The organism is Paracoccus versutus, from assembly GCF_029909795.1.
In the GTDB taxonomy this organism is placed as follows: Bacteria; Pseudomonadota; Alphaproteobacteria; order Rhodobacterales; family Rhodobacteraceae; genus Paracoccus; species Paracoccus versutus.
Window position 1 is genome coordinate 1,177,198 of the sequence record NZ_CP038197.1, and the last position, 14,932, is coordinate 1,192,129.

At 69.0% G+C, this 14,932-nt stretch carries 15 protein-coding genes; 5 read left to right on the plus strand and 10 right to left on the minus strand.

The features are described from left to right. Positions 1–6 precede the first annotated feature (6 nt). From E3U25_RS16980 to E3U25_RS17000, 5 genes are read right to left on the minus strand one after another with little or no spacing between them, the layout of a single operon-like run. Positions 7–276 (minus strand): K+/H+ antiporter subunit F, encoded by a 270-nt coding sequence (locus tag E3U25_RS16980; protein ID WP_072461615.1) that lies wholly within the window; start codon positions 274–276, stop codon positions 7–9. Continuing rightward, positions 273–764: a Na+/H+ antiporter subunit E gene (locus E3U25_RS16985; protein ID WP_116222115.1), complete on the minus strand. Its 492-nt coding sequence runs from the start codon at positions 762–764 to the stop codon at positions 273–275. Before E3U25_RS16985 ends, E3U25_RS16980 begins: the two co-directional genes overlap by 4 nt. Continuing rightward, positions 761–2,335 carry a monovalent cation/H+ antiporter subunit D gene (locus E3U25_RS16990; RefSeq protein WP_072461617.1) on the minus strand — a complete coding sequence of 525 codons (1,575 nt, stop codon included), beginning with the start codon at positions 2,333–2,335 and terminating at the stop codon, positions 761–763. Before E3U25_RS16990 ends, E3U25_RS16985 begins: the two co-directional genes overlap by 4 nt. Continuing rightward, on the minus strand, positions 2,332–2,715 hold the full coding sequence (locus tag E3U25_RS16995) for a Na+/H+ antiporter subunit C (protein WP_036752235.1): 384 nt from the start codon (positions 2,713–2,715) through the stop codon (positions 2,332–2,334). The genes E3U25_RS16990 and E3U25_RS16995 overlap by 4 nt, the downstream gene beginning before the upstream one ends. After that, positions 2,715–5,555 carry a monovalent cation/H+ antiporter subunit A gene (locus E3U25_RS17000; protein ID WP_116222114.1) on the minus strand — a complete coding sequence of 947 codons (2,841 nt, stop codon included), beginning with the start codon at positions 5,553–5,555 and terminating at the stop codon, positions 2,715–2,717. Before E3U25_RS17000 ends, E3U25_RS16995 begins: the two co-directional genes overlap by 1 nt. A 124-nt stretch (positions 5,556–5,679) precedes the next feature. On the opposite strand from E3U25_RS17000, the gene ruvC reads away from it, so the two are divergent. Genes ruvC through E3U25_RS17025 form a run of 5 tightly spaced genes read left to right on the plus strand, consistent with a single transcriptional unit; the run spans position 5,680 to position 9,162 of the window. Then, on the plus strand, positions 5,680–6,174 hold the full coding sequence (ruvC, locus tag E3U25_RS17005) for a crossover junction endodeoxyribonuclease RuvC (RefSeq protein WP_116222113.1): 495 nt from the start codon (positions 5,680–5,682) through the stop codon (positions 6,172–6,174). 10 nt (positions 6,175–6,184) lie between these two features. After that, entirely contained in the window at positions 6,185–6,856 is a 672-nt protein-coding gene (ruvA, locus tag E3U25_RS17010) for a Holliday junction branch migration protein RuvA (RefSeq protein WP_116222112.1), read from the plus strand. 5 nt (positions 6,857–6,861) lie between these two features. Next, positions 6,862–7,737: a zinc metalloprotease HtpX gene (htpX, locus tag E3U25_RS17015; RefSeq protein ID WP_072461620.1), complete on the plus strand. Its 876-nt coding sequence runs from the start codon at positions 6,862–6,864 to the stop codon at positions 7,735–7,737. Continuing rightward, positions 7,734–8,759, plus strand: coding sequence for a Holliday junction branch migration DNA helicase RuvB (gene ruvB / locus E3U25_RS17020; protein WP_036752249.1), 1,026 nt, complete (start codon positions 7,734–7,736; stop codon positions 8,757–8,759). Before htpX ends, ruvB begins: the two co-directional genes overlap by 4 nt. Then, on the plus strand, positions 8,752–9,162 hold the full coding sequence (locus tag E3U25_RS17025; RefSeq protein WP_072461621.1) for a PaaI family thioesterase: 411 nt from the start codon (positions 8,752–8,754) through the stop codon (positions 9,160–9,162). The genes ruvB and E3U25_RS17025 overlap by 8 nt, the downstream gene beginning before the upstream one ends. Before the next feature lie 487 nt (positions 9,163–9,649). Here E3U25_RS17025 and E3U25_RS17030 read toward each other — a convergent pair whose 3' ends face one another. From E3U25_RS17030 to pal, 5 genes are all read right to left on the minus strand, one after another. After that, entirely contained in the window at positions 9,650–9,967 is a 318-nt protein-coding gene (locus tag E3U25_RS17030) for a chorismate mutase (protein ID WP_036752255.1), read from the minus strand. 335 nt (positions 9,968–10,302) lie between these two features. Further along, on the minus strand, positions 10,303–12,201 hold the full coding sequence (gene ftsH / locus E3U25_RS17035) for an ATP-dependent zinc metalloprotease FtsH (protein WP_036752405.1): 1,899 nt from the start codon (positions 12,199–12,201) through the stop codon (positions 10,303–10,305). Positions 12,202–12,261: 60 nt separating this feature from the next. Further along, on the minus strand, positions 12,262–13,491 hold the full coding sequence (gene tilS / locus E3U25_RS17040) for a tRNA lysidine(34) synthetase TilS (RefSeq protein ID WP_116222111.1): 1,230 nt from the start codon (positions 13,489–13,491) through the stop codon (positions 12,262–12,264). After that, complete coding sequence (locus tag E3U25_RS17045; RefSeq protein ID WP_116222110.1) at positions 13,481–14,401, minus strand: tetratricopeptide repeat protein; 921 nt, start codon at positions 14,399–14,401, stop codon at positions 13,481–13,483. Before E3U25_RS17045 ends, tilS begins: the two co-directional genes overlap by 11 nt. Further along, on the minus strand, positions 14,401–14,910 hold the full coding sequence (pal, locus tag E3U25_RS17050) for a peptidoglycan-associated lipoprotein Pal (protein WP_166435538.1): 510 nt from the start codon (positions 14,908–14,910) through the stop codon (positions 14,401–14,403). Before pal ends, E3U25_RS17045 begins: the two co-directional genes overlap by 1 nt. Between the last annotated feature and the right edge of the window lie 22 nt (positions 14,911–14,932).

A 14,932-nucleotide genomic window follows, 5' to 3' on the forward strand; every position in this document is an offset into this window, starting at 1 on the left:
CATCCCCTATTCGATGATGTCGCCGCGCAGGACGAATTTCGCATAGGCCACGGTCGAGATGAAGCCGACCATGGCGAACATCAGCGAGGCCTCGAAATACATCGTCGTGCCCTTGTCGATGCCGAACAGCGTCAGGAGCGCGATCATGTTGATCGCCATGGTGTCCAGCGCCAGCACCCGGTCCGACAGGCCCGGCGCGAAGACCACGCGGTAGAGGCAGAACAGCAGCGCCAGCGAAAAGCAGCCATAGGCGAAGAGCAGCGCGTATCCGATCATTCGAAGATCTCCTTCAGCCGGGCCTCGTAGCGGGTCTTGATCTCGTCCAGAACCGCATCCGGGTTGGGGGCGTGCATGGCATGGACCAGCAGGGCGCGCCCGTCCTCGGACAGGTCGCAGCTGACCGTGCCGGGGGTCAGGGTGATGGTCGCGGCCAGCGCCGTGATCGCCTCGGGGTGGCGCAGCTCCAGCGGCACGGCGATCCAGGCCGGCCGAAGCGCGCGGCGCGGCATGAACAGCACGATCTGCGCCACGGTGAAATTCGCCTTGGCGATGTCCCACAGGACCATGGCCAGATAGGCGGGGATCCTGGAGGGCGCGCGATAGCCGTTCGTGCCGGGCCAATAGGGTGCGGTGATCAGCGGCACCACCACGCCGATCATCGCGGCAAAGACCAGCGAGCCCACGGCCCAGCGATTGACCAGGGCCATCCAGACCAGCGCCAGGGTGAAGGACAGCCAGGGATGCGGGAACAGCCGGCGGATCATTTCGTGCCCTCCTGCCCTTCCAGCACGGCCGAGACATAGGCGTCGGGGTCGTGAAGCTGCGCCGCCGTCGCCTCGGCCAGGCGCATGGCGGGGCCGGCGAATGCAGTCAGCGCGACGATGCCCGACAGGAGCAGCACCACCGAGGCCACTGCCAGCCAGTTCGCCGGCGCATCGCCGAGATCCTGGACCGGCTCGTCCGGCTCCAGCTTGGGGCCAGCCGCGGCTGCCGCAGGCGGAACGGGGGCCAAGCCAAGCTCGAAGCTTTTCCAGAACAGGATGGTGCCGGCCCGCGACAGGGCATAGATCGCGACCAGCGAGGTGATCAGGATGATCGCCCAGATCCAGACCATCGCCGGCGCCCCCCCGGTCGCCTGCATCACCAAGAGCTTGCCGACGAAGCCCGAGAAGGGCGGCATCCCCACCACGGCGATGGCGGCGACGAAATACAGCGCCGCGACGAGCCCGTTGCCCGGCATCACCCGGTCCAGCCGCAGCCACAGGTCGCCCCGGCGCGCGCCGATCATGTCCATGACCAGGAACAGCGCGCCGGCCGCCAGCGTCGAATGGACCAGGTAATAGACCGCGGCCGAGGTGCCCTGCGGCGTGAATTGCGCCACCGCGATCATCAGCGTGCCGATCGAGCCGATGGCGGCGAAGGCGGCCAGCCGGCCCAGGTGGCGGGTGCCGAGGATGCCGACCTGGCCGATGGCCAGGGTGAACAGCGCCGCGGGCAGCAGCAGGTCCGCCACCACGCTTTGCGTGACCGCATCCTGCGGAAAGACCAGGGTGAAGAAGCGGATGATGCCATAGACCCCCACCTTGGTCATGATGGCGAACAGCGCCGCCACCGGCCCCGGCGCATTGGCATAGGTCGAGGGCAGCCAGAAATGCAGCGGCACCAGCGCCGCCTTGATCGCAAAGACCAGCATCAAGAGCACCGCGCCGACGCGCAAGAGCGCCGTGTCCTCGGCCGGCATCGCCGCCACGCGCAGCGCCATGTCGGCCATGTTCAGCGTGCCGGTGACGGAATAGAGCACCCCCAGCGCCGCCAGGAACAGGGTCGAGCCGGCGAGGTTGTAGGCGATGTATTGCACGCCGGCGCGCAGCCGCATCTCGCCCCCGCCGTGGATCATCAGCCCGTAGCTGGCGATCAGCAGGATCTCGAAGAACACGAACAGGTTGAAGGCGTCGCCGGTCAGAAAGGCGCCGCAGACCCCCATCAGCTGGAACTGCCAGAGCGCATGGAAATGCCGGCCCTTGCGGTCCCAGCCCGAGCCCATGGCGTAAAGCTGCACCGCCAGCGCCAGAAGCGCGGTCAGAAGCAGCATCAGCGCCGCCAGCCGGTCCAGCATCAAGACGATGCCGAAGGGCGCGGCCCAGTTGCCCAGGCGATAGACCTGCACCTCTCCGCCCGCCGCCAGCAGGTTGAGGTAAAGCGCCACCCCGGCCAGCGCCGCGGTCGCGGCGACCGAGAACACCCGCTGCAGCAGCAGGTCGTGGCGCATCCACAGGATGATGAGCGGCCCGATGACCGCGGGCAGGACGACGGGGGCGATGATCAGGTGGCTCATGCGTCACCATCCCCGGACATGCGATCGGCAGAAAGGGAATCGGCCGGCAGGCGGTCGGCGCGCGGCATGTCCACGCGGTCGTCGCCCCCTTCCAGGAAGGCCCCCAGCGCCATCATCACCACCACCGCGGTCATGCCGAAGGAAATCACGATGGCGGTCAGCACCAGCGCCTGCGGCAGCGGGTCGGTATAGCTCGCCGCCCCGTCCCGCAGCACCGGCGGCGCGTTCACCACCAGCCGCCCGGTCGAGAACAGGAACAGGTTGATGGCATAGCTGAGCATGGTCATGCCCAGCACCACCGCAAAGCTGCGCCGGCGCAGGATCAGATAGACCCCCGCCGCGGTCAGCATGCCGATCGCGCTTGACAGCAGCAGTTCCATCAGCGCCGCGCCTCCTTGCTGGGGTCGATGTCCATCGGGTGCAGGTTCACCGTCTCGCCCGCCGTCCGCGCGATGCGCGACAGCGAGTTCAGCGCCAGCATCACCGCCCCCACCACGCACAGGAACACGCCCAGGTCGAAGCCCATGGCCGAGGCCAGCTCGAACTCCTCGAGCCCCGGCAGCTTCACATAGCCATAGGTCGAGGTCAGGAAAGGCAGCCCCGCGAACCAGGCGCCGATGCCGGTCAGCCCGGCGGCGATGACGCCGGCGCCGATCAGCGCGTGATAGTTGATCTTTTGCCGCTCCTGCGCCCAGGCAAAGCCCGAGGCCATGTATTGCGACACCAGCGCCACCGAAACCACCAGCCCGGCGACGAAGCCGCCGCCCGGCATGTTGTGGCCGCGCAGGAAGATATAAAGCCCCACCACCAGCGCGATGGGCAGGACCAGCCGCGTCACCACCACCAGCATCAGCGGATGGCGGTCGCCGGCGCGGCGGCTGTCATGGACCCAGTTGCGCAGCCGCCGGCCGCTGGCGCCGGCCAGCAGCGTCTCGGTCAGGGCGAATATGGTCAACGCGGCGATGCCCAGCACGGTGATCTCGCCGAAGGTATCGTAGCCGCGGAAGTCCACCAGGATCACGTTGACCACGTTGTCGCCGCCGCCCAGCTTGTAGCTGTTGGCCAGCATGTATTCCGAGATCGGGGAAAAGGCGAAGTCGCTGCGCATGATGACATAGGCCAGCGCGCCAAAGCCCAGCCCGGTCAGCGTGGCGATGAAGGCGTCCAGGCCGCGCTTGCGGTCGGGGCTTTCGATCACGGTGAACTTGGGCAGGAAGTTCAGCGCCAGCAGCAGCAGGACCACCGTCACCACCTCGACCGAGATCTGCGTCAGCGCCAGGTCCGGGGCCGACAGGTAGATGAAGCTGACCGAGACCATCAGCCCGATGATGCCGACCAGCACCAGCGCCAGGATGCGGCGGCGGTGAAAGGCGACCATGCAGCAGGTCGCCACCATCAGCAGCACCCAGCCGACCAGCGGCACCGGCTGGATGGGCAGCATCGGCCGCGTCGCGCCCTGCCAGCCCCCGGTCGAGAAGGCCCAGAGCCCGCAAAGCACCACGGTCAGCGAAAAGGCGGCAAAGGCCCGCGCCATGGACCCGTTCGTCAGCCGGTCGGTCAGGAAGCCCGCCGCGCAGGTGACTGCGCGGGTGATGGCGTCGAAGATCGCCTTGGCCTCGGGCCATGCCATTGCCGCGCGCAGGGCCAGCAGCCGGCGGTTCAGCGCCAGCAATGCCACCCCGCCCGCCAGCGCGACGGCCGACAGCATCAGCGCCGGAGTCACGCCATGCCACAGCGCCAGATGCGGATGCTGCGCCGTGCCGGTGACGGCGCTGGCCGAGGCCGCGACCAGCCAGCCGGCCATTGGGTCGGGAAACAGCCCGATCAGCACCACCAGCACCGCCAGCAGCGCCGGGGCGGACCACAGGCCGAAGCCCGGATCATGCGGGCGGTGCGGGTAATCCTGGCGCTCGGGGCCCAGGAACACCTGCCAGACGAAGCGCAGCGAATAGCAGACCGAGAACAGCGCCCCCAGCGTGGCCATCGCCGCGACCAGGCCCGGATGGCCCTGCCACGCGGCATGGGTGGCCTGTTCCAGCATCAGCTCCTTGGACAGGAAGCCGTTGAGCGGCGGGATGCCGGCCATGGACAGTGCCGCCACGGTGCCGATGACGAAGGTGATCGGCATCAGCCGGCGCAACCCGCCCAGCCGGGCGATGGAGCGGGTGCCGGCCTCGTGGTCGATGATGCCGGCGGTCATGAACAGCGCCGCCTTGAAGGTGGCGTGGTTGACGATATGGAACACGGCCGCCACCGCCGCCGCCTCGGTGCCGAAGCCCAGGAGCATGGTGATGAGGCCCAGGTGCGAGACGGTGGAAAAGGCCAGCAGCGATTTCAGGTCGTCGCGGAAGATGGCGATCCAGGCCGCCAGCACCATGGTCACAAGCCCGGTGGTGGCGACGATATAGAACCATTCCGGCGTGCCCGACAGCACCGGCCACAGCCGCGCCATCAGGAACAGCCCCGCCTTCACCATGGTCGCCGAATGCAGATAGGCCGAAACCGGCGTCGGCGCCGCCATCGCGTGCGGCAGCCAGAAATGGAACGGGAACTGCGCCGATTTGGTGAATGCCCCCAGCAGGATCAGCAGCAGCGCGGGCAGGTAATACGGGCTGGCCTGCACCGCGTCCCGCGCGGCCAGGATGTCGCTGATGTCGAAGCTGCCGGCGATATTGCCCAGGATCAGCATGCCCGCGATCATCGCCAGCCCGCCCATGCCGGTCACGGTCAGCGCCATGCGCGCGCCCTGCCGCCCCTCGGGCAGGTGCTTCCAATAGCCGATCAGCAGGAACGAGGACAGCGAGGTGAGTTCCCAGAACACCAGCAGCAGCAGGATGTTGTCGGACAGCACGATGCCCAGCATCGCGCCCTGGAACAGCATCAGATAGGTATAGAACACGCCCGCCGGGTCGCGTCTCGACAGGTAGTGGCGCGCATAGGCGATGATCAGCAGGCCGATCCCCAGGATCAGGATGCCGAACAGAAGCGCCAGCCCGTCGATGCGGAAATGCACGTTCAACCCCAGCGAGGGCAGCCAGGCGAAGCGCGCGGTGATCACCTCGCCGGCCATGATCGCGGGGATGTGCATGCCAAGCCCCAAAAGCGCGACCGCCGTGGCCGCCGCGCAGGCCACAGCCGCGACATCGCGGCCCGAGCGGATCAGCAATCCGGGCAGCAGCGCGCCGATGAACGGAAGCGCGGCGATCAGTGCTGGCGACATTGTCCCTCGTCCTTCTTCGTTCCCCCCTGTTCGCGAGGGGGGGCGGCGATGTCAAGCAAATGACAAAGCAACTAGGCGATGTTCGCCTTTCGTGCTAACCCTTGGCCAAAACAAGGGAACAGGCATGAAGATCATCGGCATAGACCCCGGCCTGCGCAACATGGGCTGGGGCGTGATCGCGGTCGAGGGGCCGCGCCTGCGGCACCTGGACAACGGCATCGTCCATTCCGAGGCCGGCGAGCTGGGACCGCGGCTTGCTACGCTTTACCGCGGGCTTTGCGCGGTGATCGCCCGCCACGCCCCCGATGCCGCCGCCGTCGAGCAGACCTTCGTCAACAAGGATGCGCTTGGCACGTTGAAGCTGGGCCAGGCGCGCGGCATCGCCATGCTCGCCCCCGCCGAGGCGGGGCTGGAAATCGGCGAATATGCCCCCAACGCGGTCAAGAAGGCCGTGGTCGGCGTCGGCCATGCCGCCAAGGAACAGATCCAGCACATGGTCCGCTTCATGCTGCCCGGCGTCGAATTCGCCGGGGCTGATGCCGCCGACGCTCTGGCTGTGGCAATTTGTCACGCCCATCACTTGCAGGGCCGCGCCCTGCGCATCAAGGCCAGCGCATGAGGGTCGGGCAATGATCGGACGTATCGCCGGGGTGATCCTGCACCGGGCGCAGGACCATGTGCTGATCGACGTGCGCGGCGTGGGCTATATCGTCCATGTCAGCGAACGCACCGCCGCCAGCCTGCCCGCCGCCGGACAGGCAACGGCGCTTTATACCGAATTGCTGGTGCGCGAGGATCTGTTGCAGCTTTTCGGCTTTCCGACGCTGCTGGAAAAGGAATGGCACCGGCTCCTGACCTCGGTGCAGGGGGTGGGGGCCAAGGTGGCGCTGGCGATCCTGGGCACGCTGGGGCCGGACGGGCTGTCGCGGGCGCTGGCGCTTGGCGATTGGTCGGCGCTGCGCAAGGCCCCCGGCGTCGGCCCGAAACTGGCGCAGCGCGTGGTGATGGAACTGAAGGACAAGGCCCCGGCGGTGATGGCGCTTGGCGGCGCGCTGACCGTCGATCCCGGCCCCCTGCCCGAGGTCGAGCTGGTCGAAACCGCCGCCCCCGCGCCCGCCCCCGCGCATTCGGCCCCATCCTCGGCGCAGGCGACGGCGGATGCGCTCTCGGCGCTCGGCAATCTGGGTTATGCTCCGTCCGAGGCCGCCTCGGCGGTGGCCGAGGCCGCGGCACGGGAACCCGCCGCGCCGACCGCCGCGTTGATCCGCGCGGCCCTGCGGCTGCTGGCGCCCAAGGAGTAAGGACGATGACCGGAAACCTGCGCACCTTCATCCTGATGGCCGCCCTGACGGCGCTGGTCATGGGCATGGGCTGGCTGATCGGCGGCCAGGGCGGCGCGGTGATCGCGCTGCTGGTCGCCGGGGCGGGCAATGTCTTCGCCTGGTGGAACAGCGACAAGATGGTGCTGCGCCAGCAGGGCGCGCATCCGGTCACGCGCCAGCAGGCGCCGGAACTGGTCGACATGGTGGCGGCGCTGGCGCAGCGGGCCGGCCTGCCCATGCCCAAGGTCTATGTGCTGGAAACCGAACAGCCCAATGCCTTCGCCACCGGCCGCAACCCGGAAAACGCCGCCGTCGCGGTGACGCAGGGCATCATGCGGGTTCTGAACCGCGACGAGCTGGCCGGGGTGATCGCGCATGAGCTGGCGCATATCAAGCATCGCGACACGCTGGTCATGACGGTGACGGCCACCATGGCCGGCGCCATCGCCATGCTGGGCAACATGCTGATGTTTTCCAGCATGTTCGGCGGGCGCGACGACAATCGCGGCGGCGGGCTGGCGGCGATCCTGGCGATGATCTTCGCGCCCCTGGCGGCGGCGCTGGTGCAGATGGCGATCTCGCGCACCCGCGAATACGAGGCCGACCGCATCGGCGCCGAGATCTGCGGCCGGCCGATGGCGCTGGCCGGCGCGCTGGCCAAGATCTCGCGCGCCGCAGGCCAGGTGGTGAACATCCCGGCCGAGCGCAACCCGGCCGCGGCCAGCCTGTTCATCGTGAACCCGCTGCATGCGCTGCGCATGGACCGGCTCTTCGCCACCCATCCCCCGACCGAGGAGCGCATCGCCCGGCTGCAAGCCATGGCCGCGGGCGCGGGCACCGGCCCCTGGGGCGCAAGATGAGCCAGCCCGACCCGATGCTGCGCCCCGAACCGCTGGAAAGCGACGGCGAGGACCGTGCGCTGCGCCCGCAGCGGCTCGAGGATTTCGTCGGCCAGGCCGAGGCGCGGGCGAACCTGCGCGTCTTCATCGAAAGCGCGCGGATGCGCGGCAAGGCCATGGACCACACGCTGTTCCACGGCCCCCCCGGCCTCGGCAAGACCACGCTGGCGCAGATCATGGCGCGCGAGCTGGGGGTGAACTTCAAGATGACCTCCGGCCCGGTGCTGGCGCGGGCGGGCGACCTGGCCGCGATCCTGACCAACCTGGAAGCCCGCGACGTGCTGTTCATCGACGAGATCCACCGCATGAACCCGGCGGTCGAGGAGATCCTCTATCCGGCGATGGAGGATTTCGAGCTGGACCTGGTGATCGGCGAAGGCCCGGCGGCGCGAACGGTGCGGATCGAGCTGCAACCCTTCACCCTGGTCGGGGCCACCACCCGGCTGGGCCTGCTGACCACGCCCCTGCGCGACCGCTTCGGCATCCCGACCCGGCTGCAATTCTACACCATCGAGGAACTGGACCTGATCGTGACCCGCGGCGCCCGGCTGATGGGCATCCCCTCGGAACCCGAGGGCACGCGCGAGATCGCCCGCCGCGCCCGCGGCACGCCCCGCATCGCCGGCCGGCTCTTGCGCCGGGTGGTGGACTTCGCGCTGGTCGAGGGCGACGGCAGGCTGACCCGCCAGATCGCCGATTCCGCCCTGACCCGGCTTGGCGTCGATCACCTGGGCCTCGACATGGCCGACCGGCGCTACCTGACGCTGATGGCCGAACATTACGGCGGCGGCCCGGTCGGGGTCGAGACGCTTTCGGCCGCGCTGTCGGAAAGCCGCGATTCCATCGAGGAGGTGATCGAGCCCTACCTGATGCAGCAGGGCTTGGTCGCCCGCACGCCGCGCGGCCGCATGCTGGCGCGGCTGGGCTGGCGCCACCTGGGCCTCGACGCCCCCCGCACGCAGGAGAGCCTGTTCGATGAATGACCTGGAAAGCCGCATCCGCGCCAGTTTCGACCGCCAGAGCATGATGCGCACCCTGGGCGCGCGGCTGGAAAGCGTCGGGCCCGGCCAGGTCGCCATCGCCGCGCCGATCCTGCCCGGCTCGCTGCAGCAGCATGGCGCGGGCCATGCCGGCCTCGCCTTCTCGATCGGCGATTCGGCGGCAGGCTATGCCGCGCTGACGCTGATGCCGGAGGAGGCCGAGGTGATGACGGTCGAGATGAAGATCAACCTGATGTCCCCCGCGACCGGGGACCGGCTGGTGGCCGAGGGAAGGGTGATCCGCCCCGGCCGCCGCATCCTGGTGGTCGCCGCCGATGTCTGGGCCGAAACCGGGGACAGGCGCAAGCATGTCGCCATGCTCCAGGGCACGATGATCCCGGTCTGAGAATGCCCCCTTGTCCAGCCTGGGCAATGTCGCAGCCGGGGGCTTTGCGCCCCCGGACCCCCGCAGGATATTTTTCCACGAAAGAACGGGCCAATCGTCCCCCGGCTTCTTTCGTGGACAAATATCCTGGGGGAGCGCGGAACGCGCGGGGGCAAAGCCCCCGGCAAGCTTCATCACCGGCATAATGGGCATTCCCCGGACCCTTACGGCCCCGGTGAGTGTTGGCCGACGGCCCCGGCGGCCGTTTGGCGCGAAGTGGCAGAGGTGCTTGCAGCGGTTTTTGGGGGTTGGTCGTTACATCGCAAAGGCCCTGCCGCGCCACGATGGAGTGCAAGGGACAGCGGAATTCTATCGGCGGCTACGCAGATCTCGGGGCTGATCCGCCTTCGCAGCGCACCGGCTTGGCCCTTGGGTGCCCCCTCCGCTGGCGACCTGCTACCGCCCTGAGGCACCAGCATCATCGGCTAAATCCGGTTCAGGCGGCAGCCTAGTCGCGGCGGGGATCGGAAAGCACCCGGTCCTCCTGGGCGATGAAATGCTCCATCATCACCCGCCACAGCCGTTCCGCCAGGTCGGGATCCAGCCCCTGGCGCAGGGCAAGCCGGCGGGCATTGGCGGCGACCTCCTCGACGCGGCTGTCGATGCGGGCGGGCAGGTTCTCGCGCAGCTTGATCCGCGCCGCCTCGTCGATCAGCGCCGAGCGTTCCGCCAGCAGCGCCACCAGCCGCGCATCCAGCGCGTCGATGCGCGCGCGCAGTTCGGGCATGGCAGAGTTCGGCGGCAGTTCGGGTTCGGGGCGGCTCATATCCCGTCCCATGCCCTGCCCCGCCGTCCGGTGCAAGCCCCGGCTGTGTCGAAATTGCCGCAGGCGATAGGCGGATTTCCGCCGAAGCGGGAACGCCTTGGTCCGAATCGACGTTTTGCCGTCAACTGGGGAAAGGAGCCGCCCCGCTTTGGAAAGGATACCGGATGAAACCAGCAAGCCTTGTCATCAACCTGGGTTTCGGCCTGGGCCTCGCGCTGGGCGCGGTCGCGCTTTTGCTGTTCTGACCCGCCGCATCTTTCCCGGCCCTCGCAGGCTCCGCCAATGAAAAAGCCCCCGGAGCCGATCCGGGGGCTTTCCTGTTTCCGACCGGGGCGTCAGCCCTGCGGCTGGGGCGCGGCGTCCGGCGCGGGCTTGGCGGCGCCCGCCCGCGGAATCGCGCTGACCGAGGGGATCGAGGAGCCGGGCGCATCGTCGTCGCCGCCCAGTGGCTCGCCCCGGATCACCCGGCCGATGTCCTCGCCGGTCAGGGTTTCGTATTCCAGGAGCCCCTTGGCCAGGCGCTCGAACTCTTCCTGCTTCTCGTTCAGGATGCGATAGGCCTCGCGATAGCCTTCCTCGATCAGGTCATGGACCTCCTGCTCGATCAGCTCCTTGGTCGCGGCCGAGACCGAGAAGCCGCCGGTATTGCCGGAATAGCCCTCATGCGCCTCGGCATAGTCGATGTTGCCGACCTTGTCGGACATGCCCCAGCGCATCACCATGGCGCGGGCCAGCGCGCTCGCCTGCTGGATGTCGCCGGCCGGGCCGTTCGACACCCCTTCCTCGCCGTATTTTATGATCTCGGCGGCCTTGCCGGCCATGGTCATGGCCAGCTTCTGCTTGGCCTCGTCCTTGTGATAGTTCAGCCGGTCCATTTCCGGCAGGCTGACCACCATGCCGAGCGCGCCGCCGCGCGGGATGATCGTCGCCTTGTAGACCGGGTCGCATTTCGGCAGCGACAGGCCGACGATGGCGTGGCCGGCCTCGTGATAGGCGGTCTTTTCCTTCTGCTCGGGGGTCAGGACCATGCTGCGGCGCTCGACGCCCAGCATGACCTTGTCCTTGGCGTTCTCGAAATCCTCCATGGTCACGAAACGGCGGCCGATGCGCGCGGCCATCAGCGCGGCCTCGTTGACTAGGTTCATCAGGTCGGCGCCGGAAAAGCCCGGCGTGCCGCGGGCGATGATGCGCAGGTCCACGTCGGGGCCGACCGGCACCTTGCGCGAATGCACGCCGAGAATCTTTTCGCGGCCCTTGATGTCGGGGTTCGGCACATAGATCTGGCGGTCGAAGCGGCCGGGGCGCAGAAGCGCCGGGTCCAGCACGTCCTTGCGGTTGGTGGCGGCGATGATGATGACGCCTTCGTTGGCGTCGAAGCCGTCCATCTCGACCAGCAGCTGGTTCAGGGTCTGTTCGCGCTCATCGTTGCCGCCGCCGATGCCGACGCCGCGGGCGCGGCCGACCGCATCGATCTCGTCGATGAAGACGATGCAGGGGGCGGATTTCTTGGCCTGCTCGAACATGTCGCGGACGCGGCTGGCGCCGACGCCGACGAACATCTCGACGAAATCCGAACCCGAGATGGTGAAGAAGGGCACGCCAGCCTCGCCGGCGATGGCGCGGGCCAGCAGCGTCTTACCCGTGCCGGGCGGGCCGACCAGCAGCGCGCCTTTCGGGATCTTGCCGCCGAGGCGCGAGAATTTCTGCGGGTTGCGCAGGAATTCGACGATCTCTTCCAGCTCTTCCTTGGCCTCGTCGATGCCGGCCACGTCGTCGAAGGTCACGCGGCCGTGCTTTTCGGTCAGGAGCTTGGCGCGCGACTTGCCGAAGCCCATGGCCCCGCCCTTGCCGCCGCCCTGCATGCGGTTCATGAAGAAGATCCAGACGCCGATCAGCAGGATGAAGGGCAGCCAGACGCCCAGGAGCGACATGAAGCCCGATTGCTGCTGGCGCTCGACCTTGACCTCGACGCCCTTGCCGATCAGCCGGTCCGCGATTTCTTCGCCCTGCGGCCGCACGGTGGCATATTGCTTGCCGTCCTTGGCGATGATGCCGACGTTTTCGCCGTCGATGGTGACGGCCGTGATCTCATCCTTTTCCACCCGCTGGATGAAATCGGAATAGCTGATCTGGCGGCTGTTCATCTGGGCCGATCCGTCGCTGAACAGGTTGAACAGGGCCAGGATCATCAGAAACAGCACCACCCAGAAGGCGATATTGCGCGCGTTGCCCAAAGGCATGTCCTCCGCGGGTAAACAGGCTTCCGCCTGAAAATAGGGATTCCGGCGTCAGGTTCAATGCGTATAGAGCAGCGCGCCGAATTCCTCCATCCCGCGCAGCGGCTTTGCGCCGCAATCCGGCACCGGCCGCAGCACGGGCGCCGCGATCAGCCGCCCGCCCGCCCAGATGCCGGGGCTGGAGGCCGCCTCGTCCCGGGTCAGGCCGGCGCCGCGCCAGTCCAGCCCCGGCAGCGGGTCATGGCCAAGCGCGCGCACCTGCTGGCCCGCGCGCAGGCCGTCCACGCGCCAGCGCCGGTCCCAGACCGCATCGGCACCTTCGGCGGCGGGGCTGCGGGCGGCGGCGGCCGGTTCGCGGACCAGCCACAGGAACCCGTCCCGCGGCTCGGCGATGACGCCCTCCAGCGTCAGGCGCGTGCCGGTTTCCAGCGCCGCCAGCGCGTGCAGCACCGCCTCGCGCCGGGAGGGATAGGCGGCACCAGAGACGAAGCGCAGCCCTGCGACAAGAAGCCGCCGCCGGATCTCCAGCGGCGCGGCGCGAAAGGGGTCGAGCGGCAATGCCAGCGAGCCGGCGCGGCTTTGCGCGCCTTGGGCCACCTGCGCGGCGAAGGCGCAAAGCGCATCGCGCGCCATGGCGAGATTCGCCGCCGATTGCGCCAGCTGCCGCATCGGCAGGTCCAGCGCGGCGATGGTCTTGCGCACCCGCACCCGCTCGAAGCCCTCGTTCTCGTTCGAGGGATCGTCGGCCCAGCCGAGCCCGCGCGCCGCAAGCCATTGCCGCAGTTCGGCGCGGCCGACGTCGAGCAGGGGGCGCAGCCAGGTCACGCCAAAAGCCTCGCGCGCAGGGGCCATGGCGGAAAGCCCGTCCACGCCAGCACCCCGGTTCAGACGCATCAGCACGGTCTCGGCCTGGTCGTCCAGCGTATGGCCCAGAAGCACGGCGGACAGGCCGTGCCGCCCGGCCCAATCGGCCAGAAGGCCCAGCCGCGCCTCGCGCGCGGCGGCCATCAGGTTGCCGCCGTCCCGGCGGGTCCAGCGCAGGGTTTCATGGGGAATGCCCAGGGCCGCGGCCGCCAGACCGGCCTCTTGCGCCTCGGCGGCCGAGCCGGGGCGCAGCCCGTGATCGACGGTCGCCGCCAGCAGGCGCGCGCGGCCCCAGCCATGGGCCAGGTGCAGCAAGGCGGTGGAATCGCCGCCCCCCGACAGGGCGATGCCCAACGCGGGGCGGGTGCCGGCCAGATGGTCCAGCGCGGCATGGACCCGCACCGCGACCGGCTCAGCCGTCATCCGCCATGTCCGCGGCGGCCTCGGGGTCCAGATCCTCGTCCAGCGGCTCGGCCGGCGCGTCGCAGCCGGTCTCGGCGATGCGCCGCTCGGCCTCGGCCGCCTGCGGGGCGGCGGGGAAGCGGGCGATGATTTCCTGAAGATAGAAGCAGCCTTCCTGCGGGCCGGCCTTGGCGGACATGGCCCGCGACAGGCCCAGAAGCGCATCCGCCGCCTGCGACCCGTTCGGGTTGGCGGCAAAGCTTTCCAGCCAGGCCACGCCCGCGCCTTCCAGGTCGCCGGCGGAATCCAGCGCCGCCCCGCGCAGGAACAGCGCCTCGGCGGTCAGCGGGCCGCCAGCATGGGTTTCGGCAATGGCCGCGAAGAGTTCCGCAGCACGGTGAAAGTCACCTTGACCGAGCACCTCCCGAGCCCGGTCGAAATCGGCCTTTTCCGCCGCGGTCGCGGCAGCCCCGGCCGAGGGGGTCTTGGGTTGCGCCAGCGCGCCCTGCTGGTCCGAGGACGGCAGGGGCGCCGATCCGCCCTGCTCGCCCAGCGTCGGCGTGGTCAGGCTGCCCAGGTCGCAGCCCTCCTCCATCTCGCACAGGCGGAACTCGATGTCGCCGATGCGGGTGGTGCCGTCCCGGACGATGCGGTCGATGCGGTTCTGCAATTGCTCGGTCTGGCCGGTCAGCTGCGCCAGCCGCGCCTCCATCGCGTTCATGCGGTCGATGGCGCTGTCGCCGCCCGCCGCCGCGAAACCGGCAGGCCCCGAGGCGACAAGCTGCGCGCGCAGGCTTTGCAGGTCGGACGAAAGCTGGGACAGCTCGGCCCGGATGTCGGCCAGGGTCCGCGCATCCTGCGCCGCCGCGGGCCAGGCCGCCAGCGCGAAACCGGCGGCCAGCAGCAGCCCCCTGAAACCCCGGGCCGCCATCACATGCCCGCCCCTGGGCTGACCACGGTCACGGCGCGGCGGTTCTTGGTAAAGCATTCCTCGGTCGAGCAGATCGCCAGCGGGCGCTCCTTGCCATAGCTGACGGTGCGCAGCCGGCCCGGCGCGATGCCTTGCGAAATCAGGTATTCCTGCACCGAATTGGCGCGCCGGGCACCCAGGGCGAGGTTGTATTCGCGGGTGCCCTGCTCATCGGCATGGCCCTCGATCACGGCCGAGAAGCCCTGGTTCTGGTTCAGCCAGCCGGCCTGGTTGGCCAGGGTCATCCGCGCCTCGGCGGTCAGGGTGGACTGGTCCAGCGGAAACAGGATGGTATCGCCGACGCTGGCCTTGAAATATTCGGCCGTGCCCGGCAGCGCGGTCGCGCCCACCCCGCCCAGGCCGCCCGCCCCGGCATAGGGATCCTGGACCTGCATGTCCTGTGCCGGCCGGGCGCAGGCCGCCAGCGCGAGAACGGCGCCGATCGCGGCAATTTTCATGAAAGTTTTCATAATCCTGTCCATCTTACGCGCT

What these genes read in the sequence shown, in the direction of transcription:
- E3U25_RS16980 (WP_072461615.1), bottom strand. Translation starts at nt 276, where the DNA reads ATGATCGGATACGCGCTGCTCTTCGCCTATGGCTGCTTTTCGCTGGCG.
- E3U25_RS16985 (WP_116222115.1), bottom strand. Translation starts at nt 764, where the DNA reads ATGATCCGCCGGCTGTTCCCGCATCCCTGGCTGTCCTTCACCCTGGCG.
- E3U25_RS16990 (WP_072461617.1), bottom strand. Translation starts at nt 2,335, where the DNA reads ATGAGCCACCTGATCATCGCCCCCGTCGTCCTGCCCGCGGTCATCGGG.
- E3U25_RS16995 (WP_036752235.1), bottom strand. Translation starts at nt 2,715, where the DNA reads ATGGAACTGCTGCTGTCAAGCGCGATCGGCATGCTGACCGCGGCGGGG.
- E3U25_RS17000 (WP_116222114.1), bottom strand. Translation starts at nt 5,555, where the DNA reads ATGTCGCCAGCACTGATCGCCGCGCTTCCGTTCATCGGCGCGCTGCTG.
- ruvC (WP_116222113.1), top strand. Translation starts at nt 5,680, where the DNA reads ATGAAGATCATCGGCATAGACCCCGGCCTGCGCAACATGGGCTGGGGC.
- ruvA (WP_116222112.1), top strand. Translation starts at nt 6,185, where the DNA reads ATGATCGGACGTATCGCCGGGGTGATCCTGCACCGGGCGCAGGACCAT.
- htpX (WP_072461620.1), top strand. Translation starts at nt 6,862, where the DNA reads ATGACCGGAAACCTGCGCACCTTCATCCTGATGGCCGCCCTGACGGCG.
- ruvB (WP_036752249.1), top strand. Translation starts at nt 7,734, where the DNA reads ATGAGCCAGCCCGACCCGATGCTGCGCCCCGAACCGCTGGAAAGCGAC.
- E3U25_RS17025 (WP_072461621.1), top strand. Translation starts at nt 8,752, where the DNA reads ATGAATGACCTGGAAAGCCGCATCCGCGCCAGTTTCGACCGCCAGAGC.
- E3U25_RS17030 (WP_036752255.1), bottom strand. Translation starts at nt 9,967, where the DNA reads ATGAGCCGCCCCGAACCCGAACTGCCGCCGAACTCTGCCATGCCCGAA.
- tilS (WP_116222111.1), bottom strand. Translation starts at nt 13,491, where the DNA reads ATGACGGCTGAGCCGGTCGCGGTGCGGGTCCATGCCGCGCTGGACCAT.
- E3U25_RS17045 (WP_116222110.1), bottom strand. Translation starts at nt 14,401, where the DNA reads ATGGCGGCCCGGGGTTTCAGGGGGCTGCTGCTGGCCGCCGGTTTCGCG.
- pal (WP_166435538.1), bottom strand. Translation starts at nt 14,910, where the DNA reads ATGAAAACTTTCATGAAAATTGCCGCGATCGGCGCCGTTCTCGCGCTG.